At 63.3% G+C, this 22,030-nt stretch carries 24 protein-coding genes; 20 read left to right on the top strand and 4 right to left on the bottom strand.

Going from position 1 to position 22,030, the window contains the following annotated elements:
• Positions 1–8 precede the first annotated feature (8 nt).
• The 18 genes from JN524_RS15820 to JN524_RS15735 are packed head-to-tail and all read left to right on the top strand — an operon-like array spanning position 9 to position 17,171.
• The gene (locus tag JN524_RS15820) at positions 9–263 is read left to right on the top strand and encodes an acyl carrier protein (RefSeq protein ID WP_003220947.1); all 255 of its coding nucleotides are present in this window, start codon (positions 9–11) and stop codon (positions 261–263) included.
• The gene (locus JN524_RS15815) at positions 260–805 is read left to right on the top strand and encodes a hypothetical protein (protein WP_202369932.1); all 546 of its coding nucleotides are present in this window, start codon (positions 260–262) and stop codon (positions 803–805) included. Before JN524_RS15820 ends, JN524_RS15815 begins: the two co-directional genes overlap by 4 nt.
• Positions 802–2,481: an acyl-CoA synthetase family protein gene (locus JN524_RS15810; protein WP_202369931.1), complete on the top strand. Its 1,680-nt coding sequence runs from the start codon at positions 802–804 to the stop codon at positions 2,479–2,481. The genes JN524_RS15815 and JN524_RS15810 overlap by 4 nt, the downstream gene beginning before the upstream one ends.
• Complete coding sequence (locus JN524_RS15805; protein ID WP_202369930.1) at positions 2,474–3,208, top strand: glycosyltransferase family 2 protein; 735 nt, start codon at positions 2,474–2,476, stop codon at positions 3,206–3,208. Before JN524_RS15810 ends, JN524_RS15805 begins: the two co-directional genes overlap by 8 nt.
• The gene (locus JN524_RS15800) at positions 3,205–4,152 is read left to right on the top strand and encodes an LpxL/LpxP family acyltransferase (protein ID WP_202369929.1); all 948 of its coding nucleotides are present in this window, start codon (positions 3,205–3,207) and stop codon (positions 4,150–4,152) included. Before JN524_RS15805 ends, JN524_RS15800 begins: the two co-directional genes overlap by 4 nt.
• On the top strand, positions 4,133–5,677 hold the full coding sequence (locus tag JN524_RS15795) for an HAL/PAL/TAL family ammonia-lyase (RefSeq protein ID WP_202369928.1): 1,545 nt from the start codon (positions 4,133–4,135) through the stop codon (positions 5,675–5,677). The genes JN524_RS15800 and JN524_RS15795 overlap by 20 nt, the downstream gene beginning before the upstream one ends.
• The gene (locus JN524_RS15790; RefSeq protein ID WP_108592748.1) at positions 5,670–6,095 is read left to right on the top strand and encodes an acyl-CoA thioesterase; all 426 of its coding nucleotides are present in this window, start codon (positions 5,670–5,672) and stop codon (positions 6,093–6,095) included. The genes JN524_RS15795 and JN524_RS15790 overlap by 8 nt, the downstream gene beginning before the upstream one ends.
• Positions 6,092–6,694, top strand: coding sequence for an outer membrane lipoprotein carrier protein LolA (locus JN524_RS15785; RefSeq protein WP_202369927.1), 603 nt, complete (start codon positions 6,092–6,094; stop codon positions 6,692–6,694). The genes JN524_RS15790 and JN524_RS15785 overlap by 4 nt, the downstream gene beginning before the upstream one ends.
• Entirely contained in the window at positions 6,678–9,017 is a 2,340-nt protein-coding gene (locus JN524_RS15780) for an MMPL family transporter (protein ID WP_202369926.1), read from the top strand. Before JN524_RS15785 ends, JN524_RS15780 begins: the two co-directional genes overlap by 17 nt.
• Entirely contained in the window at positions 9,014–10,177 is a 1,164-nt protein-coding gene (locus JN524_RS15775) for a sodium:proton antiporter (protein WP_202369925.1), read from the top strand. The genes JN524_RS15780 and JN524_RS15775 overlap by 4 nt, the downstream gene beginning before the upstream one ends.
• On the top strand, positions 10,164–11,411 hold the full coding sequence (locus tag JN524_RS15770; RefSeq protein ID WP_202369924.1) for a tryptophan 7-halogenase: 1,248 nt from the start codon (positions 10,164–10,166) through the stop codon (positions 11,409–11,411). The genes JN524_RS15775 and JN524_RS15770 overlap by 14 nt, the downstream gene beginning before the upstream one ends.
• Positions 11,408–12,133, top strand: coding sequence for a class I SAM-dependent methyltransferase (locus tag JN524_RS15765; protein ID WP_202369923.1), 726 nt, complete (start codon positions 11,408–11,410; stop codon positions 12,131–12,133). Before JN524_RS15770 ends, JN524_RS15765 begins: the two co-directional genes overlap by 4 nt.
• Complete coding sequence (locus JN524_RS15760; protein WP_202369922.1) at positions 12,133–12,741, top strand: hypothetical protein; 609 nt, start codon at positions 12,133–12,135, stop codon at positions 12,739–12,741. The genes JN524_RS15765 and JN524_RS15760 overlap by 1 nt, the downstream gene beginning before the upstream one ends.
• Entirely contained in the window at positions 12,738–13,934 is a 1,197-nt protein-coding gene (locus JN524_RS15755) for a beta-ketoacyl-[acyl-carrier-protein] synthase family protein (RefSeq protein ID WP_202369921.1), read from the top strand. The genes JN524_RS15760 and JN524_RS15755 overlap by 4 nt, the downstream gene beginning before the upstream one ends.
• Positions 13,931–14,395: a hotdog family protein gene (locus JN524_RS15750; protein WP_202369920.1), complete on the top strand. Its 465-nt coding sequence runs from the start codon at positions 13,931–13,933 to the stop codon at positions 14,393–14,395. Before JN524_RS15755 ends, JN524_RS15750 begins: the two co-directional genes overlap by 4 nt.
• Positions 14,388–15,116: a 3-oxoacyl-ACP reductase FabG gene (gene fabG / locus JN524_RS15745; RefSeq protein ID WP_027611328.1), complete on the top strand. Its 729-nt coding sequence runs from the start codon at positions 14,388–14,390 to the stop codon at positions 15,114–15,116. Before JN524_RS15750 ends, fabG begins: the two co-directional genes overlap by 8 nt.
• Positions 15,116–16,342 carry a beta-ketoacyl-ACP synthase gene (locus JN524_RS15740; RefSeq protein ID WP_202369919.1) on the top strand — a complete coding sequence of 409 codons (1,227 nt, stop codon included), beginning with the start codon at positions 15,116–15,118 and terminating at the stop codon, positions 16,340–16,342. The genes fabG and JN524_RS15740 overlap by 1 nt, the downstream gene beginning before the upstream one ends.
• Positions 16,343–16,367: 25 nt before the next feature.
• Positions 16,368–17,171: a hypothetical protein gene (locus JN524_RS15735; protein WP_027611326.1), complete on the top strand. Its 804-nt coding sequence runs from the start codon at positions 16,368–16,370 to the stop codon at positions 17,169–17,171.
• Between the two features lie 57 nt (positions 17,172–17,228).
• Here JN524_RS15735 and JN524_RS15730 read toward each other — a convergent pair whose 3' ends face one another.
• Together JN524_RS15730 and JN524_RS15725 are read right to left on the bottom strand one after the other, a co-directional pair.
• Positions 17,229–17,516 (bottom strand): addiction module antidote protein, encoded by a 288-nt coding sequence (locus tag JN524_RS15730; RefSeq protein WP_007943750.1) that lies wholly within the window; start codon positions 17,514–17,516, stop codon positions 17,229–17,231.
• The gene (locus JN524_RS15725) at positions 17,513–17,818 is read right to left on the bottom strand and encodes a type II toxin-antitoxin system RelE/ParE family toxin (RefSeq protein WP_202369918.1); all 306 of its coding nucleotides are present in this window, start codon (positions 17,816–17,818) and stop codon (positions 17,513–17,515) included. Before JN524_RS15725 ends, JN524_RS15730 begins: the two co-directional genes overlap by 4 nt.
• Before the next feature lie 117 nt (positions 17,819–17,935).
• On the opposite strand from JN524_RS15725, the gene JN524_RS15720 reads away from it, so the two are divergent.
• Positions 17,936–18,373, top strand: coding sequence for an excinuclease (locus JN524_RS15720; RefSeq protein WP_202369917.1), 438 nt, complete (start codon positions 17,936–17,938; stop codon positions 18,371–18,373).
• Positions 18,374–18,478: 105 nt separating this feature from the next.
• Here the strand turns inward: JN524_RS15720 and JN524_RS15715 are convergent, their stop codons facing one another.
• Positions 18,479–19,381 (bottom strand): LysR family transcriptional regulator, encoded by a 903-nt coding sequence (locus JN524_RS15715; protein WP_097087028.1) that lies wholly within the window; start codon positions 19,379–19,381, stop codon positions 18,479–18,481.
• A gap of 118 nt (positions 19,382–19,499) precedes the next feature.
• On the opposite strand from JN524_RS15715, the gene JN524_RS15710 reads away from it, so the two are divergent.
• Positions 19,500–20,774: an MFS transporter gene (locus JN524_RS15710; protein WP_202369916.1), complete on the top strand. Its 1,275-nt coding sequence runs from the start codon at positions 19,500–19,502 to the stop codon at positions 20,772–20,774.
• 135 nt (positions 20,775–20,909) lie between these two features.
• On the opposite strand, the gene hemE is transcribed toward JN524_RS15710, so the two are convergent.
• Positions 20,910–21,977 (bottom strand): uroporphyrinogen decarboxylase, encoded by a 1,068-nt coding sequence (gene hemE, locus JN524_RS15705; RefSeq protein WP_007968321.1) that lies wholly within the window; start codon positions 21,975–21,977, stop codon positions 20,910–20,912.
• Positions 21,978–22,030: the final 53 nt, after the last annotated feature.

Here is a 22,030-nt window from a genome sequence, read left to right as displayed (position 1 = left end):
ACCGGACCATGCAAACTCGTGACGACATTTTCAACACCCTGCGCGATGCCTTGGTCGAGCTGTTCGAACTGGATCCGGCGCGGATCAGCCTGGAGTCCAACCTGTATCAGGATCTGGAGATCGACAGCATCGACGCGGTCGACCTGATCGATCACATCAAACGCCAGACCGGCAAGAAAATCGCCGCCGAAGAATTCAAATCGGTGCGCACCGTCGGTGACGTGGTCGAGGCGGTCTACCGTCTGGTTCAACCGGCCGCATGAGCCGATTGATCGGCCTCGGCCTGCTGCTGGCGGGGCTGCTGTACCCCTTTGCGGTGTATTTCGGCATGGAGCACTTCGCCCCGTGGCAGTTCGGACTGCTGCTGGGCGGGTTGTGGCTGGCGCGTGCGCTGACCGGCGAACGCAAACCCGGCAGCCGCTGGATGGCCTGCGTGGCGATCGGGTTCTGCCTGCTGCTGGCGCTGTTCGACAGTCCGCGGTTGCTGCGCTGGTATCCGGTGCTGATCAGCGGCTTCATGCTGGTGCTGTTCAGCCTGAGCCTGAAATACGGCCCGCCGATGGTCGAGCGTCTGGCGCGACTGCGCGAGCCGCAACTGCCGCCCGAGGCGATCCGCTACACCCGCCAGGTCACCGTGGCCTGGAGCGTGTTTTTCTTCTGCAACGGTTTGTGCGCCGCGCTCCTGACCCTGTGGGCGCCGCTGCATTGGTGGATGTTGTACACCGGCCTGATCTCCTACGGATTGATCGGCCTGATGTTTGCCATTGAATGGCTGATACGACAACGGGTAAGAGGCCGTAAATGAACTGGATAAAACTTGAGCAACTGTTGCTCAAGGCCCTGCCGGAGCGTGCGATCAGCGCCGCCCCGGCCCTCGATCACATACAACTGCGCGAGCAGGCGCTGAGCGTTGCCGCCGGCCTGCAGGCTCGCGGCGGGCGGCGCATGGCGGTGCATCTGGAAGATGCCGCCGACCTCGCCATCGCCCTGCTCGGCGCCTGGCGCGCGGGCGTCGCCGTCCTGCTGCCCTCCGACGTGCAAGCGCAGACCCGCCAGCGCTGGTCGAGTGAGGTCGATCTGTGGTTGAGCGATCACCCCGATGATGCTCACTTGAGCGATCTGCTGCAGCCGGCCCTGCCCGGTGCTGAACTCGATCTCGAGCAGTGCCGCCTGAGCCTTTGCACCTCCGGCTCCAGCGGCGAGCCCAAGCGTATCGACAAGACCTTGCGCCAACTGGCCAACGAGGTCGAGGCCCTGGAGCAACTGTGGGGCGCGGATCTGGATGAAGCCTGGATCATCGGCAGCGTCGCCACCCAGCACATCTACGGGTTGCTGTTCCGGGTGCTGTGGCCGCTGTGCGCCGGACGTCCGTTCGTGCGCAGGCAACTGGCGTTTCCGGAAGACCTGCAGCGCGCCAGCCGCGAACACCCGGCCTTCGCCTGGGTCGGCAGCCCGGCACTGCTCAAACGCATGGGCGACAACCTCGACTGGCCGGCCCTGAGCGCCGTGCGCCGGGTGTTTTCCTCCGGCGGCGCTTTACCCGCAGACGCGGCACAGAGCCTGCAGCAACGCCTGCAACAGTGGCCGACGGAAATCCTCGGCAGCTCGGAAACCGGCGGCATCGCCTGGCGTCAGGGCGCCAGCCTGTGGCAGCCCTTCGACGGGGTTGAGCTAAGCCAGGACAGCGACGGCGCCCTGCTGATCGCTTCTCCCTACCTGCCGGCCGGGCATGTCGAACATACCGCCGATGCCGCGCGCATTGCCGCCGACGGACGTTTCGAACTGCTCGGGCGGCTGGACCGCATCGTCAAACTCGAAGAGAAGCGCATCTCCCTGCCGATGCTCGAACAGGCACTGGTCGCCCACGAGTGGGTCGCCGAAGCACGGCTGGGCGTGGTTCAGGAAAATCGCGCGGTACTTGGCGCCTTGCTGGTGCTCAGCGACGCCGGCCTGTTTGCCTTGCGTGAGCAGGGCCGTCGCAGCCTGACCGAAGCCCTGCGCAAACACCTGAGCCAGCATTGCGAAGCGCTGGCCTTGCCCCGGCGCTGGCGTCTGGTGCGACAACTGCCGCTGAACAGCCAGGGCAAGCTACCGCAGGCCGACATTGAAGCGCTGCTGCTGGCGCCACGGCCGAAAACTCCGGAAGTGCTGGAGCAGGTTGAAACCGACGGCGAGTGGAGCCTGCAATTGAGTGTTCCGCCGGACCTGGCCTACTTCAGCGGCCACTTCCCCAAAGCCCCGGTGCTGCCCGGCGTGGTGCAAGTCGAATGGGCGCTGAACCTTGGCCGACAACTGCTGAACCTGCCCGGCAAATTTGCCGGCATGGAAGTCCTGAAATTCCAGCAACTGGTGCGCCCGGGCGATGAAGTCCAGCTGCACCTGCGTTTCGATCCCGAGCGCGGCAAACTATATTTCGCCTACCGTAACGACACCGCGACCTGCTCCAGCGGACGAATCCTGCTAGGAGCCGCCGATGCATAACCCTTGCGCCGTAATTCCGGTCTACAACCATGAAACCGCGATCGGCACCGTGGTCGACGCGCTGCTCGCCCAAGGCCTGCCGTGCATTCTGGTGGACGACGCCAGCACCCCGTCCTGCGCGCGAGTGCTGGATGCGCTGGCCGAACGCGAAAGCGTGCATCTGGTGCGCCTGACCCTCAATCAGGGCAAGGGCGGCGCGGTGATGACCGGCCTGCGCGAGGCTGCGCGTCTGAGCTTCACCCATGCCTTGCAGGTTGACGCCGATGGCCAGCACGACCTGCACGACGTCGCCCGTTTCGTCGAGGAATCCCGCGCCCACCCGGACGCGATGATCTGCGGTTATCCGCTGTTCGACGAGAGCGTGCCCAAGGGCCGCTTGTACGCACGTTATCTGACCCACGTGATGGTCTGGATCAATACGCTGTCGTTGCAGATCCGCGATTCGATGTGCGGCTTTCGCGTCTATCCGCTGACCCCGGTACTGGCGGTGATCGACTCGGCGCGGGTCGGCAAGCGCATGGATTTCGACTCGGACATCCTCGTGCGTCTGGCGTGGCGCAACCAGCCGATGCGCTGGCTGCAGACCAGCGTGCATTACCCGCTGGACGGCGTCTCGCACTTTCGCCTGTTCCACGACAACGCGCTGATTTCCAGCATGCATACCCGGTTGTTCTTCGGCATGCTGCTGCGCCTGCCGGTCATCCTCTGGCGCCGGTGGCGCACATGAGCGTCGAGACCGACAAGAAGCACTGGGCCGACCGCGAAGAGCGCGGCAGCTTTCTGCTGATGAAATTCACCGCGTTCGCCGCAAAGGTGCTTGGCCGGCGTCTGCTCAGTCCGTTGCTGTACGGCATCGTCCTGTACTTTTTCCTGTTCGGCCGCACCGCGCGCAACAGTGCCTGGCAATACCAGCAACGGCTGGCTGACTGGAGCAACCGCGCCGAATTGCGCCCGAGTTACTGGCGCGTGTTTTGCCAGTTCATGGCGTTCGCCGATTCGCTGCTCGACAAGCTCGACGTGTGGAACGGCAAGCTGCGCATCGAGCAGATCGAAATCATCGACCCGGCATTGCTGCGCAATCAGTTGCGCGGCAGTCGCGGGCAACTGCTGGTCGGCGCGCACTTGGGCAACCTCGAGGTGTGCCGCGCGCTGGCGGAGATTGGCGAAAAGGTCACCATGAACGTGCTGGTGCACACCAAGCACGCCGAGCAGTTCAATCGCTTGCTGGGCGAGGCCGGGGCGACCAATCTGCGCCTGATTCAGGTCAGCGAACTGGACCCGGTGATCATGCTGCAACTGCACGAACGCCTGGAGCGCGGCGAGTGGTTGGCGATTGCCGGCGACCGCGTGCCATTGCACGGCGGGCGCAGCGTCAGCGTGGATTTTCTCGGCCACCCGGCAGCGTTTCCGCAAGGCCCGTGGCTACTGGCCGGTTTGCTCAAATGCCCGGTCAACCTGCTGATGTGCCTGAAACAACCGGACGGCCACTATCGCCTGACCCTCGAACCGTTCGCCGACAGCGTGACCTGGACACGCCGCGAGCGCGAGCAGGTCATTCATCAGTGGGCCACCCGCTACGCGCAGCGCCTGAGTCACTATTGCCTCGAAGCCCCGCACCAATGGTTCAACTTTTACCCTTTCTGGAAGACCGATGACGACGCCAACCCATGAGCCGGTAACCTTCGGCGAACGCCCTTTGCGCATCGAAGACGTGCTGGCCCTGGCCAACCGTCAGGCGCCCGTGCAGTTGCAGAGCGACGCCGTTTACCGCGAGCGCATCGCCAAGGGCGCGCGGTTCCTCGACTCGCTGCTGGACAAGGAAGGCGTGATCTACGGCGTGACCACCGGTTACGGCGATTCCTGCGTGGTCGCGGTGCCGCTGCATCACGTCGAGGCACTGCCGCGTCATCTGTACACCTTCCACGGTTGCGGACTCGGCAAACTGCTCGACCCGCAAGCCACCCGCGCCGTGCTGGCGGCGCGTTTGCAGTCGCTGTGTCACGGCGTGTCCGGGGTGCGCATCGAACTGCTGGAGCGCCTGCACGCCTTCCTTGAACACGACGTCCTGCCGCTGATCCCCGAAGAGGGCTCGGTCGGCGCCAGCGGCGATCTGACGCCACTGTCCTACGTTGCCGCGACCCTGTCCGGCGAGCGCGAAGTGCTGTTCCGTGGCGAGCGCCGCCAGGCTGCCGATGTGCATCGCGAACTCGGCTGGACGCCGCTGGTGTTGCGCCCGAAAGAAGCGCTGGCCTTGATGAACGGCACGGCGGTGATGACTGGCCTCGCCTGCCTCGCCTTCGCCCGCGCCGACTATCTGCTGCAACTGGCCACGCGCATCACCGCGCTCAACGTGGTCGCGCTGCAAGGCAATCCGGAACACTTCGACGAGCGTCTGTTCGCCGCCAAGCCGCATCCGGGGCAGATGCAAGTCGCCGCGTGGCTGCGCAAGGATCTGGCGATCGACGCGCCGACCGCGCCGCTGCATCGTCTGCAGGATCGCTACTCATTGCGCTGCGCCCCGCACGTACTCGGGGTGCTGGCCGACAGCCTGAACTGGCTGCGTGCGTTCATCGAGACCGAACTCAACAGCGCCAACGACAATCCGATCATCGACGCCGAAGCCGAGCGCGTGCTGCACGGCGGGCACTTCTATGGCGGGCACATCGCGTTCGCCATGGACAGCCTGAAAAATCTGGTGGCCAACGTCGCCGACCTGCTCGACCGGCAGCTCGCGTTGCTGGTCGACGAGCGCTACAACCATGGTTTGCCGAGCAATCTGTCCGGCGCCCCGGCGGATCGCGCCATGATCAATCACGGTTTCAAGGCCGTGCAGATCGGCACCAGTGCCTGGACCGCCGAAGCGCTGAAAAACACCATGCCGGCCAGCGTGTTCTCACGCTCCACCGAGTGTCACAACCAGGACAAGGTGAGCATGGGCACCATCGCCGCCCGTGACGCGATCCGCGTGCTGGAGCTGACCGAACAAGTCGCCGCCGCCACGTTGCTCGCGGCCAATCAGGGCGTCTGGTTGCGCGGTCGCGATGAAGACGCACGGGCGCTGCCACCTTCGCTGGCCGCCATGCACGAAGAGCTGGCCAAGGACTTCCCGCCGGTCATCGAAGACCGTGCACTCGAAGGCGAACTGCGCCTGTGCCTGCAACGCATCGCCGAGCAACACTGGAGGCTGCATGCGTAGCGCCGGAGTGCTACACGCCGACACGGAAATCCTCGTGCCGTTTTTTGACGTCGACACCCTGCATGTGGTCTGGCACGGGCATTACGTCAAATACCTGGAAGTGGCGCGCTGCGCGCTGCTCGACCGGATCGGCCACAACTACACGCAGATGTCCGAGTCCGGTTACGCGTGGCCGATCATCGACCTGCAACTGCGTTACGTGCGCGGCGCGGTGTTCGGCCAGCGCTTGAACGTGCGCGCCAGTCTGGTGGAGTGGGAGAACCGCTTGAAGATCAATTATCTGATCACCGACCTGCAGACCGGCGAACGCCTGACCCGTGCCAGCTCGGTGCAGGTAGCGGTCGAGATCAGCAGCCGCGAGATGCAACTGGCCTCACCCAAAGTGTTCACCGATGCGGTGGAAAGGATGCTGCGATGAACCTGTTCTGCAAATGCCTTGGCGCGATGGCGCTGCTCGCCGTGTCGACGCTGGCCAACGCCTTCGACCTGCAACAGCTCAGCGAACAACTGGCGAAACCGGAAGTGATCCACGGCCAGTTCATTCAGGAAAAACACCTGCGCGCCCTGCCTCAGCCATTGATCAGCAAGGGCAACTTCGTCCTGGCGAAAAATCACGGCCTGCTCTGGCTGCTCAAGACCCCGCTGCAACAGGATTACCGCATCACCGCCAACGGCATCGCCCGTCGTGACGGCAACGCTTGGCAGTTGCTGCCGAACAAGAGCGCCGGTGCCGAACAGAACCGCTTGTTCCTCGCTGTGCTGCAAGGCGACAGCAGCGGTTTGCAGCGGGATTTCGAACTGGCCCTGAGCGGCGACGCACAGCAGTGGAAACTCACCCTGACCCCGCGCTCGGTGCTGCTCAAGCAAGTGTTCAATCAGATCAATATCGACGGCGGTAAGCTGGTGCAGACCATCGAACTGCTGGAAACCCAGGGCGACAGCACCGTGTTGCGCATGCAGGACAGTACCTCCGGTCAACCGTTGAGCGAAGCGGAGCAACATGACTTTGCCGAGTGAGCGCAGGCTGCCGTGGCTGTTCCTGATCCTGCTGCTGGCGGTCATCGCGCTGGCCGGGTGGCAGTGGCGCGACGGTGCGCCGCTGTCGGCCAACCTCATGGAACTGGTGCCCGGAACCAACCCTGACGCCCTTGAACTGCGCGCCGAACAACGCATGCAGGAACCGCTCAATCGGGAAATGCTGGTGCTGGTCGGCCACGCCGATCGCCAGCAAGCGGTGGCCATGGCGCAGGCCCTCGGCGAGCAATGGCAGGCCAGCGGTCTGTTCGAAAAGGTCCAGTGGAACCTGCAGGCGGATCTGCCGGCGCTGCGCACGCAACTGCTGCTGGGGCGGCTGGCGATGCTCTCGGCGGATGATCGGCAACTGTTGACCGAGCATCCCGACGCCTTCATTCAGCAACGGGTGCAGGCACTGTTCGACCCGTTCAACGGTTTCACCCTGGTGCCGAGCCAGGACGACTGGCTGGGTCTCACCGGGCGTATCCAGAACAGCCAGCCGAAACACGGCGCGGTGCAACTGGATATCGGCAGCGGCGCACTGGTCGCCGATGCCGACGGCAAGAGCTGGGTGCTGCTGCGCGCGCGCACCACCGGCAATGCCTTCGACATGAACCTGCCGCTGAAAGTCGCTGATCTGCTGCAGCACAGTCGCGAGCAGGCGGCGAGAGCCGACGTGCAACTGTTGGCCGCCAGCGGTCTGCTGTACGCCGCCAACGGCCAGCAACAAGCCACCCGCGAAATGACCTGGGTCGGCGGCGGCGCCACCCTCGGTATTCTGCTGTTACTGCTGTTGGCGTTTCGTCGCTGGCGAGTGCTGCTGGCGTTCGTGCCGGTGCTGGTGGGCATGCTGTTCGGTGCGGTGGCCTGCGTGGCGCTGTTCGGCCACATGCATGTAATGACGCTGGTGCTCGGTTCCAGCCTGATCGGCGTGGCAGTGGATTACCCGCTGCACTATCTGTCGAAAAGCTGGAGCCTCAAGCCGTGGCGCAGTTGGCCGGCGCTGCGCCTGACCCTCTCCGGGCTGACGCTGAGCCTGATCACCAGCGCCATCGGTTACCTGGCGCTGGCCTGGACGCCCTTCCCGGCGCTGACGCAAATCGCGGTGTTCTCCGCCGCTGGCTTGCTCGGCGCTTATTTGTCGGCGGTGTGCCTGCTGCCGGCCCTGCTGAAAAACGTTGAGCTGCAACCGGCGCAATGGCCACTGCACCTGGCCGAGCGCTTGGTGCAACTGCGCGAAAACCTGCTCGAACACGTGCGCACCCCGGTGCTGCTGGCGCTGCTGATCGCGTTCTGCGCTGGCGGCCTGGTGCAGCTGCAAAGCAAGAATGACATCCGCCAGTGGGTCGGTGCACCACAACGCCTGACCGATGAGGCGCAGACCATCGCGCGCATCACCGGCTATCAGCCGACCAGCCAGTTCTTCCTCGTACGCGGCGCCAATCAGCAGCAACTGCTGGAGCGTCAGGCCGCGTTGAGCGAACGTCTGCAGCAACTGGTCAACCTCGACAAACTGCAAGGCTATCTGGCCCTCGATCAACTGCTCAGTCCGCCGAGCCAGCAACAGCAGGTTCGCGAAGCACTGAGCAAACTGCCGCAATACTGGCAGCCATTGCTCGACCTCGGCGTACCGCTCGCGGCGCTGCAAAACGAGTTGCAGCAATTGCAGAGCCTGCCCGCCGAGGACATCGACGCGGCACTCGCCGGGCCGCTGGGCGAGCCTTACCGCACACTCTGGCTTGGCCCGACCGATGATGGCGTAGCGGCGATGACCAGCCTGCAAGGGCTGAACAATCCGTCACTGCTGCGGGTGCAGGCCCTGGACTTGCCGGGCGTGATGCTGGTGGATCGTCTCGGCGAATTGAACAACGTGTTCGCCGCGACCCAGATCAGTGCCGCCGAACTGAAACTCGCCTCCTGCGTGTTGATTGTGCTGGTGCTGACCGTGCCGTTCGGCTTGGGCGGCGCGTTGCGCATCGTCGCCCTGCCGCTGCTGGCGGCGCTGTGCAGCCTGGCCAGTCTCGGTTGGCTCGGTCAGCCGCTGACCCTGTTCAGCCTGTTCGGCCTGCTGCTGGTGACGGCGATCAGCGTCGATTACGCGATCCTCATGCGTGAGCAGGTCGGCGGTGCGGCTGTCAGCTTGCTGGGCACCTTGCTGGCAGCGCTGACGACATGGCTGTCGTTCGGTTTGCTGGCGGTATCGAGCACGCCGGCGGTGAGCAATTTCGGCCTGTCGGTGAGCCTGGGGCTGGCCTTCAGTTTCATTCTGGCGCCGTGGGCCGGGCGTCACGTCCACCGCGCCGCATTAGTGGAGCCGGCAGCGTGATGGTCGTCAGCTTCTGGCTGATGGCCTTGGCGCTGTTCGCTGTGGCGACCCGTATCGGTCGGCATTTCGGCCTGATCCCGATCGTCAGCCAGTTGCTGCTGGCCAGCTTCGGTTTGCCGCTGCTGATGTATTTCTGGATCGAACCGGGCTGGCAGCTCAGCGGTGCTCAACTGATTGCGCCGGTGTGGCTGAAAGACCTCTACAGCCTGAGTTTCGCGCTGTTGCTCGGGCACATCCTCAGTGATGTGATCGACCTGCGGCTGGATCGCCAGAGCGTGAAAATCGCCGTGCCGAGCTTTGCCGTGCCGTTCGCCTGTGGTCTGGCCGCCGCCTGCTGGCTGCTGCCGGCGCAACCGTGGCTGAACTCGCTGGCCATTGGGCTGGTGTTCGCGATCACGGCGATCCCGGTGCTGTATCTGTATTTGCGTCACATCGACTACCCGCCCGCCGCCACCCGGCGTCTGGTGCAGACCGCCATCCTCATCGACCTGACCTGCTGGACGCTGTTCGGTGTCGCTCAGGGCAGTCTGCATCTGAGCAGTCTGTTGCTGCCGCTGGGACTGGCCTGCGTGCCGCTGCTGTTGCATCTGCTGCGCGTGCGTCGACCGCTGACCTACAGCCTTGGTTTCTTTGCGCTGCTGGTGCTGGCCGAGCACTACAAACTCAACGCACTGATTTTCGGCATCGGTTATCTGCTGTGCATGGCCTTGCTGAAAGTACCGTTGGTGCTGCCATTGCCGGCGCGGTGGATGAGCCGTTTGCAGACATGGATCGCGATCCCGCTGATCCTCACCTTCGGCATCGTGCAGATCGACGTGCACAGCGCCCTCGCCAGCCTCGGCGCGGTGCAATGGGCGGCGCTGCTGCTGTTGCCGATTGCCAGTAAACTGCTCGGCAATTGGCTTGGGCTGGGCTGGGCCGGTGCGTCGTTCGAAGGCGCCAGCCGCTGGCGTGAAAGCGTGCTGCTGAACATTCGCGGGCTGAGTGAAATCGTCTTTCTCAACCTGCTGCTGCAACAACAGCTCATCAGCCCGGCGCTGTACTTCGCGCTGATGCTGATGGGCCTGATCGCGACGCTGTTGCCGGCCCTGATCGGCCTGCACCGCGCGCCCCTGAAAACCACCGCCACTGCGCCCGGGAGTTCACGTGCCAACCGTTGAAATGCAACGTCGTCAGGTAGTGATCATCGGTGCCGGCCCGTCCGGCGCCATCGCCGCCGCGCTGCTCACGCGCAAGGGCCACGATGTGCTGGTGCTCGAGCGCCAGCACTTCCCGAGGTTTTCCATTGGTGAAAGCCTGCTGAGCCACTGCCTGGACTTCGTCGAAGAAGCCGGCATGCTCGACGCCGTTAACGCCGCCGGATTCCAGCGCAAGACCGGTGCCGCCTTCGCCTGGGGCGAGCGCTACAGCGCGTTCGATTTCGGCGACACTTTCACCGACGGCAAACCGACCACGTTCCAGGTGCAGCGCGCCGATTTCGACAAGCTGCTGGCCGATCAGGCTGCACTGCAAGGTGCCGAGATCCGTTACGGCGATGCCATCGTCCGCGTTGATTTCGACCGGGCCAGACCGCAGCTCGACGTGCTGCGCGAAGACGGCAGCGAGTACCGTATCGAAGCGGATTTCGTGCTCGACGCCAGCGGCTACGGGCGCGTGCTGTCACGCCTGCTTGACCTTGAAGCACCATCGAATTTTCCGGTGCGCCAGGCAGTATTCACCCACGTTGAAGATCACATCGACAACCCGGCCTTCGACCGAGAGAAGATCCTCGTCACCACCCACCCCGAGCACCGCGATATCTGGTTCTGGACGATCCCGTTCAGCAACGGTCGCTGCTCGGTAGGCGTGGTCGCCGCTGCCGAACACTTCAAGGGTCGCGACAGCGATCTGGACGCCTGCCTGCGCAGCTTCATCGCCGAAACCCCAAGCCTCGCCGGCGTGCTGAACAACGCGGTGTGGGACACCCCGGCGCGCACCCTCGGTGGTTATGCGGCGAATGTGAAAACCCTGCATGGCCCGGGCTTCGCTCTGCTCGGCAATGCGGCGGAATTTCTCGATCCGGTGTTCTCCTCCGGCGTGACCATCGCCATGCGCTCGGCGAGCATGGCCGCCGCCGTCCTGCACCGGCAGTTGCAGGGCGAAACCGTCGATTGGCAGCACGAGTTCGCCGAACCACTCAAACGTGGGGTCGACACCTTCCGCTGCTACGTCGAGGGCTGGTACGCCGGCACCTTCCAGGACGTGATTTTTTATCAAGACAGTCAGGCGGACATTCGCCGGATGATCTGCTCGATCCTCGCCGGCTACGCCTGGGATGAACGCAACCCGTTCGTCAGCGAAGCACGCCGCCGGCTGAAGATGATTTCCGAACTCTGTGCAAAGGACGCCCCATGAATTACTTGAGCGACAGCTACGTCGAGGAAACCCGCTTCGGTTTCTGGTTCCTGCGCAGTCACACCTGGCAGCACCATGTGTTGCGCGTAGCGATCAACGATTTGCGCGGATTGTTCAGCGAGTCGCTGCCGGCCCATCCGGTGCTGCTGGATGCCGGCTGCGGTCAGGGCAAATCGTTCCGCCACCTGCACCAGACCTTCGCCCCACAGCGTCTGATCGGCGTCGATGCCGATCCGCACAGCCTGCAACTGAGCGCCGAAGAAGCGGCGCGCCAGGGTTTCGATGTCGAGCTGATCGGCAGCGACTGCGCAACGCTCAATGTGGCCGATGCCAGTGTCGACCTGCTGTTCTGCCACCAGACCTTTCATCATCTGGTTGAACAGGAAAAAGCCCTCGCCGAGTTCTATCGCGTGCTGAAGCCGGGCGGTTATCTGCTGTTCGCCGAGTCCACCGAGGCTTACATTGATACCTGGGTGATCCGCTGGCTGTTCCGCCATCCGATGCATGTGCAGAAGAGCGCGGCGCAGTACCTGGAGATGATTCGCCAGCAGGGTTTCCAATTCAGTGAGCGCAACGTTTCGTATCCGTATCTGTGGTGGAGTCGTTCGAAGGATTTCGGCTTGCTGGAGCGGTTCGGGTTGCGCCGGCCGAAGCCGTTTGGCGAGCGTGAGGAAACGTTGGTGAATGTCGTTGCGCGCAAGCCATTGCAAGGTGATATCTGATGCACCGCTATCGACCTGCACACCTGTCCCCCTGTGGGAGCTGGCTTGCCAGCGATAGCGGTGTGTCAGTTAACCAAAATGCTGGATGTGCCGCCGCCATCGCTGGCGAGCCAGCTCCCACAGGGGTTGTGGTGTGGCTGGTATTGTTGCTAACGGCCCTGCTAAGTGGTTGCGCCAGCCAGGCCCCGCTGCCCGCGAGCAACCCGACACTGCCATTACCGTTGCAATTGCACATCGAACGCCAGCAAGCCGATCAGCGTCAGGACTGGCTGTTGGTGATCCAGCGCGAAGGCCCCGGCATCCGCTGGTCGATGATGGACCCGCTGGGCATCCCCCAGGCGCGTCAGCAGTTGATCGACGGTCGCTGGCAGGCCGACGGGCTATTGCCGCCCAACCCGGAAGCCCGGGAGCTGTTTGCCGCGTTGCTGTTCGCCTTGACCCCCTCCGGCGAACTGGCGCGCAATTACCCCGCCGCGCAGCAGCAGGGCGAGCAACGCACGCTGGCGCCGCGCTGGGCGATCCGTTATGCACAACCGTTGAGCTTCGAATTGAATCTGCCCCAAGGCCCGCACTATCGGGTTTCTCCCCTCGGTGAACCGACGCCATGACTGCCTACCTCAATGCCCTCGGCGTGATCTGCGCACTGGGCCGCGACAAGCATCAGGTCGCGCACAACCTGTTTGCCGGTGACTGCTCGGGCATGCGCCGCGAGTCCGGCTGGGTGGCCGGGCGTGAGTTGCCGGTAGCGGCGGTGCACGGTGAGCTGGCGGCGATTCCGGCCGAACTGGCCGACCAGAGCAGCCGCAACAATCAACTGCTGCTGGAAGCCGCGCTGCAGATTCGCGAGGACATCGACCGGGCGATTCAGACCTACGGTCGCGAGCGTATCGGCGTGGTGCTCGGCACCAGCACCTCGGGCATCGACGAAGCCAGCCGAGGGCTGGCGCACTACCTTCGCGAGCAGCAGTTCCCGACCGAGTACGACTATCGGCAACAGGAACTTGGCGCCCCGGCGAATTTTCTCGCCGACTGGCTGCAACTCAGCGGCCCGACCTACGTGATTTCCACCGCCTGCACGTCCAGTGCGCGGGCGTTGATGAGCGCGCAGCGTCTGCTTGATCTGGGCCTGTGCGACGCGGTGCTGTGCGGCGGGGTCGATAGCCTGTGCAAACTGACGCTTAACGGTTTCAGCGCGCTGGAAGCGGTGTCCGACGAGCGCTGCAATCCGTTCTCGGCCAACCGCAATGGCATCAACATCGGCGAAGCGGCGGTGCTATTCCTGATGAGCAAGCAGCGCAGCGACGGCCCGGCCATTGCCCTGCTCGGCAGCGGCGCCAGCTCCGACGCGCACCATATTTCCGCGCCGGAACCGAGCGGTCGCGGCGCCCTGCAAGCGATGCAGAAAGCCTTGAGCCGCGCACAGCTGCAAGCGACGCAAATCAGCTACCTGAACCTGCATGGCACGGCGACCCAGCACAACGATGCGATGGAAAGTCTGGCCGTCGCCACGCTGTTCCCCGACGGCGTGGCTTGCTCGTCGACCAAGCCGATGACCGGCCACACCCTCGGCGCGGCCGGCGCCCTCGAAGCGGCGTTCTGCTGGCTGAGCCTGAGCGCCGACAACCCGCAGCACGCCTTGCCGCCACACGTCTGGGATGCCCAGCCCGACCCCGACTTGCCGACGCTGAAGTGGGTGACCGCGAGCGAGCGCCTGTCGTCCATTGCACCCCGCTACCTGATGAGCAACTCGTTTGCCTTCGGCGGCAATAACGTCAGCCTGATTATCGGAGACGCCCCATGAACGACTGGCCGCTCGCCGAACTGCTGCCCCACGCTGGCGACATGATTCTGATCGACTGCATCCTCAGCTTCGACGAGGAGCAGATCCACACCCGCCTCACGGTCAAGCCCGACGGCCTGTTCAACCTGCCCGACGGCAGCCTGCCGGCGTGGGTCGGCATCGAGTTGATGGCGCAGAGCGTCGCCGCCTTCGCCGGTTGTCATGCTCGCTTGAAGGGCAAACCGGTCGAGCTCGGCTTCCTCCTCGGCACCCGCAAGTTCGAGTGCAACGTCGAGGCGTTTCCGGCCGGCAGCGAACTGACCATCCACGGCATTCGTTCGCTGGAAGACGACAACGGCATGGGGGTTTTCGAATGCCACATCAATGCCCCCGGCATCGAGGCCAGCGCCCGCCTGAACGTGTTCCGCCCGCCGCAGCCCAGCCAATACCTTGAACAAAACAGAGAGTCGAACGATGACTGAATCCGTACTGGTCACCGGCTCCAGCCGTGGCATCGGCCGCGCCATTGCCTTGCGTCTGGCGCAGGCCGGGCACGACATCGTCCTGCATTGCCGCAGCGGCGTAGCTGAAGCCCAGGCCGTGAAAGCCGAAGTCGAAGCGCTGGGCCGCAACGCGCGCATCCTGCAATTCGACGTCGCCGACCGCGAAACCTGCAAAACCATCCTCGAAGCCGACGTCGAAACCCACGGTGCCTATTACGGCGTGGTGCTCAACGCCGGCCTGACCCGCGATGGCGCTTTTCCGGCGTTGAGCGATGACGATTGGGACGTGGTGTTGCGCACCAACCTCGACGGTTTCTACAACGTCCTGCACCCGGTGATGATGCCGATGATCCGTCGTCGCGCCGCCGGTCGGATCGTCTGCATCACTTCGGTGTCGGGTTTGATCGGCAACCGTGGCCAGGTCAACTACAGCGCCTCCAAGGCCGGGGTGATCGGTGCGGCGAAAGCGTTGGCGATTGAACTGGGCAAGCGCAAAATCACGGTTAATTGCGTCGCGCCGGGCCTGATCGACACGGCGATGCTCGACGAAAACGTGCCGGTGGAAGAGCTGATGAAAATGATCCCCGCACAACGCATGGGCACCCCGGAAGAGGTCGCTGCTGCGGTGAATTTCCTGATGTCGGCGGAAGCCTCGTACATCACCCGCCAGGTCCTGGCGGTCAACGGAGGCCTGTGCTGATGAAGCGCGTTGTCGTCACCGGCATGGCCGGCATCACCTCGCTGGGCAGCGACTGGCAGACCATCGCCGGCAACTTCGCGGCCAACCGCAGCGGCATCCGCCGCATGGACGAGTGGGACCGCTTCAGCGAACTCAACACCCGCCTGGCCGGGCCGATCGATGATTTTGTAGTGCCGCCGCACTGGACCCGCAAACAACTGCGCAGCATGGGCCGGGTGTCACGGCTGGCGGTGGGCGCGGCGGAACAGGCACTGGCCGACGCCGGCCTGCTCGGTGACGAAACCATCAAGGACGGGCGCATGGGCGTGGCCTGTGGTTCGTCCACCGGCAGCACCGACGAGATCAAGGCGTTCGGCAACATGCTGCTCAACTCGGTGGCCGAAGGCCTCAACGCCAACTCCTACGTGCGGATGATGCCGCACACCACCGCGGCCAACATCAGCATTTTCTTCGGCCTCACCGGACGCCTGATCCCGACGTCCAGCGCCTGCACCAGCGGCAGTCAGGGCATCGGCTACGCGTATGAAGCGATCAAGTTCGGACGGCTGCCACTGATGCTCGCCGGCGGTGCCGAAGAGCTGTGCCCGACCGAAGCCATGGTCTTCGACGCGCTGTACGCCACCAGCCTGAAAAACGACGCGCCACAGACCAGCCCACGTCCGTACGACAAGGGCCGCGACGGTCTGGTGATCGGCGAAGGCGGCGGCATGCTGGTACTCGAAGAGCTGGAGCATGCGCTGGCTCGCGGGGCGCGGATCCACGCCGAGATCGTCGGTTTCGGCAGCAACGCCGACGGCCAGCACACCACCCGCCCGGAGCAGGTGACCATGCGCCGGGCCATGGAACTGGCGCTGGAAGACGCCGGACTGTCGCCGGATGCCATCGGTTACGTCAATGGACACGGCACGGCTACAGAACAGGGCGACATTGCCGAAACACTGGCGACCAGCAGTCTGTTCGGCGAACACATGCCGATCAGCTCACAGAAGAGTTTCCTCGGCCACACGCTAGGGGCCTGCGGGGCGCTGGAGTCATGGTTCAGCATCGAGATGATGAATCGCGACCTGTATGTGCACACGCTCAACCTCGACGAGGTCGACCCGCACTGCGGCAAGCTCGATTACCTGCGCGGCGAATTCCGCCAGATGCATCACGAGTACGTGATGAACAACAATTTCGCTTTTGGTGGCGTCAACACCTCGTTGATTTTCCGCCGCTGGCACTGACCGCAACACGTTTGGAGTGAAGGGAATGACTCAGTTTCACCGCATCGCCGCCCTGCTGGCCCTGGCCTTTGTGCTCGGCGGTTGCACCAGCAAACCGGTTTACAACGCCAAGGAAGAGTTCTCGCCCAACCTCGGCTTCACCCAGCAACAGATGAGCCGCGCCATCGTCACCGCGCTCAATGATCGCCAGTGGGTGGTGCAGTCGGTGCGCCCGGGCATGATCAAAGCGGCGATTACCGTACGCGGCCGTCACCACGCCGAAGTCGACATCCCGTTCAGCCCGACCTCGTTTGAAATCGACTACCGCAGCAGCTACGGCCTCGACGCCAAGGACGGCAAGATCCACGGCAACTACAATCGCTGGGTCAACCGCCTGCGCGACAACGTGCTCAAGGAACTGTCGATCAACCCGGACATCGAGTTCGTCAACGACTTGGGCATCGTCAAGCAAGGCGCCGACGAACCGACCTACCTGAGCTTTCGCGAGGGCGTCAAACGCGCCACCGACGCCGGCCTGCTCGACGGCAGTGTGAAGTTCTACCTGGCCGGCGAAACCCTGCCTAAACAGGTGCGCAAACTCGACACCGTGAGCAGCAGCCGCAAAACCAACGGCTCGAACAAATCTGACGCCGACGCCTGCTTCTGGGCGCTGCAGTCGGCCCTCGCCACCCTGCAGAACGCCGCGAAAAAAGCCGACGCCAACGCCGTGATCAACATCGCCAGCGTCGACCAGCGCGACCTGTACAAAGACACCGAGAAATTCCAGTGCCGCGCCGGCCTGGTGGTGTCGAGCGTGGCGTTGCGTGGGGATTTGGCGCACGTTGATTGATTGAACTGTAGAAACGACAAAGGGCGCCTTGCGGCGCCCTTTGCTATTCAGTTCAGCTCAAGTGCTGGCATGTAACTTCAAGCCCAACGCCTTCACCACTTTCAGAATCGTTCCAAACTCAGGATTTCCTTCACCTGACAGTGCACGGTAGAGACTTTCTCGAGACAGCCCGGCGTCACGTGCGACTTGGGTCATGCCTCGCGCTCTCGCAATGGTGCCCAGTGCCTTGGCGATAAAGGCAGGATCATCTCCAGCCTCCTCCATGCAGGCATCCAGATAATTGGCCATGTCCTCTTCTGTCTTGAGGTACTCGGCTGAGTCCCAACGAGTGAATTGTTCGGTCATGGGTTTTGCTCCTGCCAAGACTCCGCGATGAGCCTGGCTTGCTTGATATCTCGGGGTTGGCTGCTCTTGTCTCCACCACAAAGGAGGATGACCACTTGCCGACCTTGTTGCATGAAATAGACTCGATATCCGGGGCCATAGTCAATTCTGACTTCGCTGAGCCCCTCACCGACGGCTTTGACATCACCAAAATTCCCATCGGCCATACGATCAATGCGCACCTGAATACGCATCCTGGCGCGGTTGTCAGCCAGCTTCAAAAGCCAGGTGGAGAATGTTGAACTTCGAATGATCTCGGGCATGACCGAGAGTGTAGCCCTTGAGCTACACATGTACCAGACGGTTTTTTCTGCACCGACGTACGGTGTCTACACTCCATAAATCGTTGAATGCTGACTCGCAAAGTCAAGGAGATGACCATGCAAGTGAAAGCCCTGATCGCCGCCGCACTCCTCGGGCTATTTCCCGGCGCCAGCCACGCCACCAACCTGATGTACATGCCGTTCGAGACCGTGCTCTCGGATGCGATTCGCGCCGGGCGGCTGGATGGCAGTGTGAAGTTCTATCTGATCGGCAATGGGCCGCAGGGCACGCATCGCTTGTTGCGCCGGGATGTGGTCAGTGATCTGAAGGCCAACGGCTTCAACAAGAGTGATCACGATTCCTGCGAGTGGGTGCTGCAGTCGAACCTGATCAAGTTGCAGGCCGATGCCAAACGGGTCGGGGCGAATGCGGTGGTCAATATCGTCAGTTATTACGACCAGCATGTGCGCAAGGATTTGAATACCTATGAATGCCGGGCCGGGGTATTTGTGACGCGGGTGGCGTTGAAGGGGGATCTGGTGCGGTTGCCCTGAGGGGCGTTGGTGTTTGAGTTGACGCCTTCGCGAGCAGGCTCGCTCCCACCTTGGAATGCGTTCCCCTGTGGGAGCGAGCCTGCTCGCGATTTGATTGCGCAGCAATCAAGCTTTTGAAGGCTCAACCTTGCGTGTCAGCAGTTCGACAAACGCCTTGGCCATCGGCGATTTCTGATCCTTGCGCTGCACCAGCCACACCGCCGACACCGCCTCCGGATCGAGCAGTGGCCGGTAGACCACGCCGTCGATACGCATCCGCTGGTAGGACGCCGGCAACACCGAAACCCCCAGCCCCGCTGCGACCAGTCCGATGATGGTCATCGCCTCACCGGCCTCCTGGGCGAAGTGCGGACTGAATCCGGCATCGCGCGCCAGACTGAGCAATTGCGCATACAGCCCACTGCCGTAGCTGCGTGGAAAGAACACGAACGGCTCCAGCGCCAGCGCCGAGAGGAACAGCCCTTCCTCGCTGCCTTGCGCCAACGGATGTTTGGAGCCGAGCACCGCCACCAGCGGCTCACGCATCAGCTCCACCACACTCAGCGAATCCGGCAGGCCCAGCGGGCGCATGATCCCGACTTCGATCGACTGATCCACCAGCGCATCCGCGACCATGGTGCTGCTCATCTCCCGCAGGTTCAGGTGCACTGCCGGGAAACGCTGGCGAAAAGCAAAAATCGCCTGGGGAATGGTCGAGTTGAACGGGGCCGACGAAGTGAAGCCAATCTTCAATTCGCCGAGTTCGCCGAGTTGCGCACGCCGGGCGACGTCCGCCGCTTTGTCGACCTGCGCCAGCACCAGCCGCGCCTCCTCCAGAAACAATCGGCCAGCCTCACTCAGCTCGACCCGACGATTGGTGCGTTCGAACAACCGCGCGCCGACCTCTTGCTCCAGCGCCTGAATCTGCTGGCTCAGCGGTGGCTGGGAGATCCCCAGCACCTGTGCGGCGCGGCCGAAATGCAATTCTTCGGCGACGGCGATGAAGTAGCGCAGATGACGCAATTCCATGGAAACCCCATTAGGTCGTTAAAGCTATCAAACAGGTCGAACAATATATTGGATAGAAACATTAGCCAGCTATATGATTTTTTCATTGCCTGCCTGGCCGTGCCCTCCGAGGTCTGATGTGAAAACCGCCGCCGCCCCTCTTGCCCATGAAGTTCCGCCTGCCGCGACGGACGATGTCATCGCCGAGCTGCAGGAGATCTACATCGAAAAAGGTACACCGATGTTCATGCGCACGGTGCTGGCGCTGTTCAGCGGCGGCTTCGCGACCTTCGCCCTGCTGTACTGCGTGCAGCCGATGATGCCGCTGCTGTCCCACGAATATTCGATCAACGCCGCGCAGAGCAGCCTGATTCTGTCGGTGGCGACCGGCATGCTGGCCTTCGGTCTGCTGATCACCGGGCCGATCTCCGACCGCGTCGGGCGCAAACCGGTGATGGTCGCGGCACTGTTCGCCGCCGCGCTGTGCACCATCGCCAGTTCGATGATGCCGAGCTGGCACGGCGTGCTGATCATGCGTGCGCTGATCGGCCTGTCACTGAGCGGCCTGGCGGCCGTGGCGATGACTTACCTGAGTGAGGAAATCCACCCGCAGCACATCGGTCTGGCGATGGGTCTGTACATCGGCGGCAACGCGATTGGCGGGATGAGCGGCCGCTTGATCACCGGGGTATTGATCGACTTCGTCAGTTGGCACACGGCGATGCTGGTGATCGGCGGTCTGGCGCTGATCGCGGCGGCGGTGTTCTGGAAGATACTCCCCGAGTCGCGCAACTTCCGCTCACGCTCGCTGCACCCGCGCAGCCTGCTCGACGGCTTCACGATGCACTTTCGCGACGCCGGCCTGCCATTGCTGTTCCTCGAAGCGTTCGTACTGATGGGCGCCTTCGTCACCCTGTTCAACTACATCGGCTATCGCCTGCTGGCGGCGCCGTACAACCTCGATCAGGTATTTGTCGGCTTGCTGTCGGTGGTGTACCTGTCGGGCATCTACAGTTCGGCGAAAATCGGTTCGCTGGCGGACAAACTGGGGCGGCGCAAAGTGCTGTGGGCAACCATCGCACTGATGTTCGCCGGCCTTGCGCTCACGATGTTCACACCGCTGTTGCTGGTGATCGTCGGCATGTTGATCTTCACCTTCGGCTTCTTCGGCGCGCACTCAGTGGCGAGCAGCTGGATCGGGCGGCGCGCGACCAAGGCCAAGGGCCAGGCGTCGTCGTTGTACCTGTTCAGTTATTACGCAGGCTCCAGCATTGCCGGGACGGCGGGCGGGGTGTTCTGGCATCTGGGCGGCTGGAACGGCATTGGCCTGTTTATTGGTGCGCTGTTGCTGGTGGCACTGCTGGTGGCGTTGAAACTGGCGAAGTTGCCGCCACTTGGTGGTGTGAAAGCTTAAAAGCAAAAGATCGCAGCCTGCGGCAGCTCCTACAGGGAAACGCGAATCCCAATGTAGGAGCTGCCGCAGGCTGCGATCTTTTGATCTTGTACAAAAACGCCCGGCATTGGCCGGGCGTTTTTTATTGGGCGTCGATCACTCGTGATACTGCGCCGACAACTCGTGCACCGCACGCAGGAACGCACCGGCATGCTCCGGATCGACCTCAGGGGTGATGCCGTGGCCGAGGTTGAACACGTGGCCGCTGCCCTTGCCGTAGCTGGCCAGAATGCGCCCGACTTCAGTGCGGATCGCTTCCGGTTTGGCGTAGAGCACGGTCGGGTCCATGTTGCCTTGCAGCGCGACCTTGTCGCCGACACGGGCGCGAGCGTTGCCGATGTCGCAGGTCCAGTCCAGGCCCAGTGCGTCGGCGCCGGCCTCGGCGATGCTTTCCAGCCACAGGCCGCCGTTCTTGGTGAAGAGGATCACCGGCACTTTGCGACCGTCGTGCTCGCGGATCAGGCCGCTGACGATTTTCTTCATGTACGCCAGGGAGAATTCCTGATACGCCGCCGCCGACAGGTTGCCGCCCCAGGTATCGAAGATCTGCACCGCTTGCGCGCCGGCCTGGATCTGGCCGTTGAGGTACGAGGTCACCGACTGCGCCAGCTTGTCCAGCAGCAGGTGCATGGCTTGCGGGTTGTCGTAGAGCATCGCCTTGGTCTTACGGAAGTCCTTCGACGAACCGCCTTCAACCATGTAGGTGGCGAGGGTCCACGGGCTGCCGGAGAAGCCGATCAGCGGCACCCGGCCATTCAGCTCGCGGCGAATGGTGCTGACCGCGTCCATCACATAGCCGAGATCCTTGTGTGGATCAGGGATCGGCAACGCTTCGATGTCCGCCAGGGTGCTGACGACTTTCTTGAAGCGCGGGCCTTCACCGGTCTCGAAGTACAGGCCCTGGCCCATGGCATCGGGAATGGTGAGAATGTCGGAAAACAGGATCGCCGCGTCCAGTTGCGGGTAGCGGTCGAGCGGTTGCAACGTGACTTCGCAAGCGAATTCCGGATTCATGCACAGGCTCATGAAATCACCGGCCTGGGCACGGCTGGCGCGGTATTCAGGCAGGTAGCGGCCGGCCTGGCGCATCATCCACACCGGGGTGACGTCTACAGGTTGCTTGAGCAGGGCGCGGAGGAAACGGTCGTTCTTCAGGGCAGTCATGTCGGCATCCGGAAAAAAAGTGCGGGCATTTTCTCAGAGCGCGACGCAAAAGG

This window comes from Pseudomonas sp. MWU318 (genome assembly GCF_016756945.1).
In the GTDB taxonomy this organism is placed as follows: Bacteria; Pseudomonadota; Gammaproteobacteria; order Pseudomonadales; family Pseudomonadaceae; genus Aquipseudomonas; species Aquipseudomonas putida_A.
The sequence above is the reverse complement of the archived record's forward strand: the minus strand, read 5'-3'. Positions and strand labels throughout refer to the sequence as shown.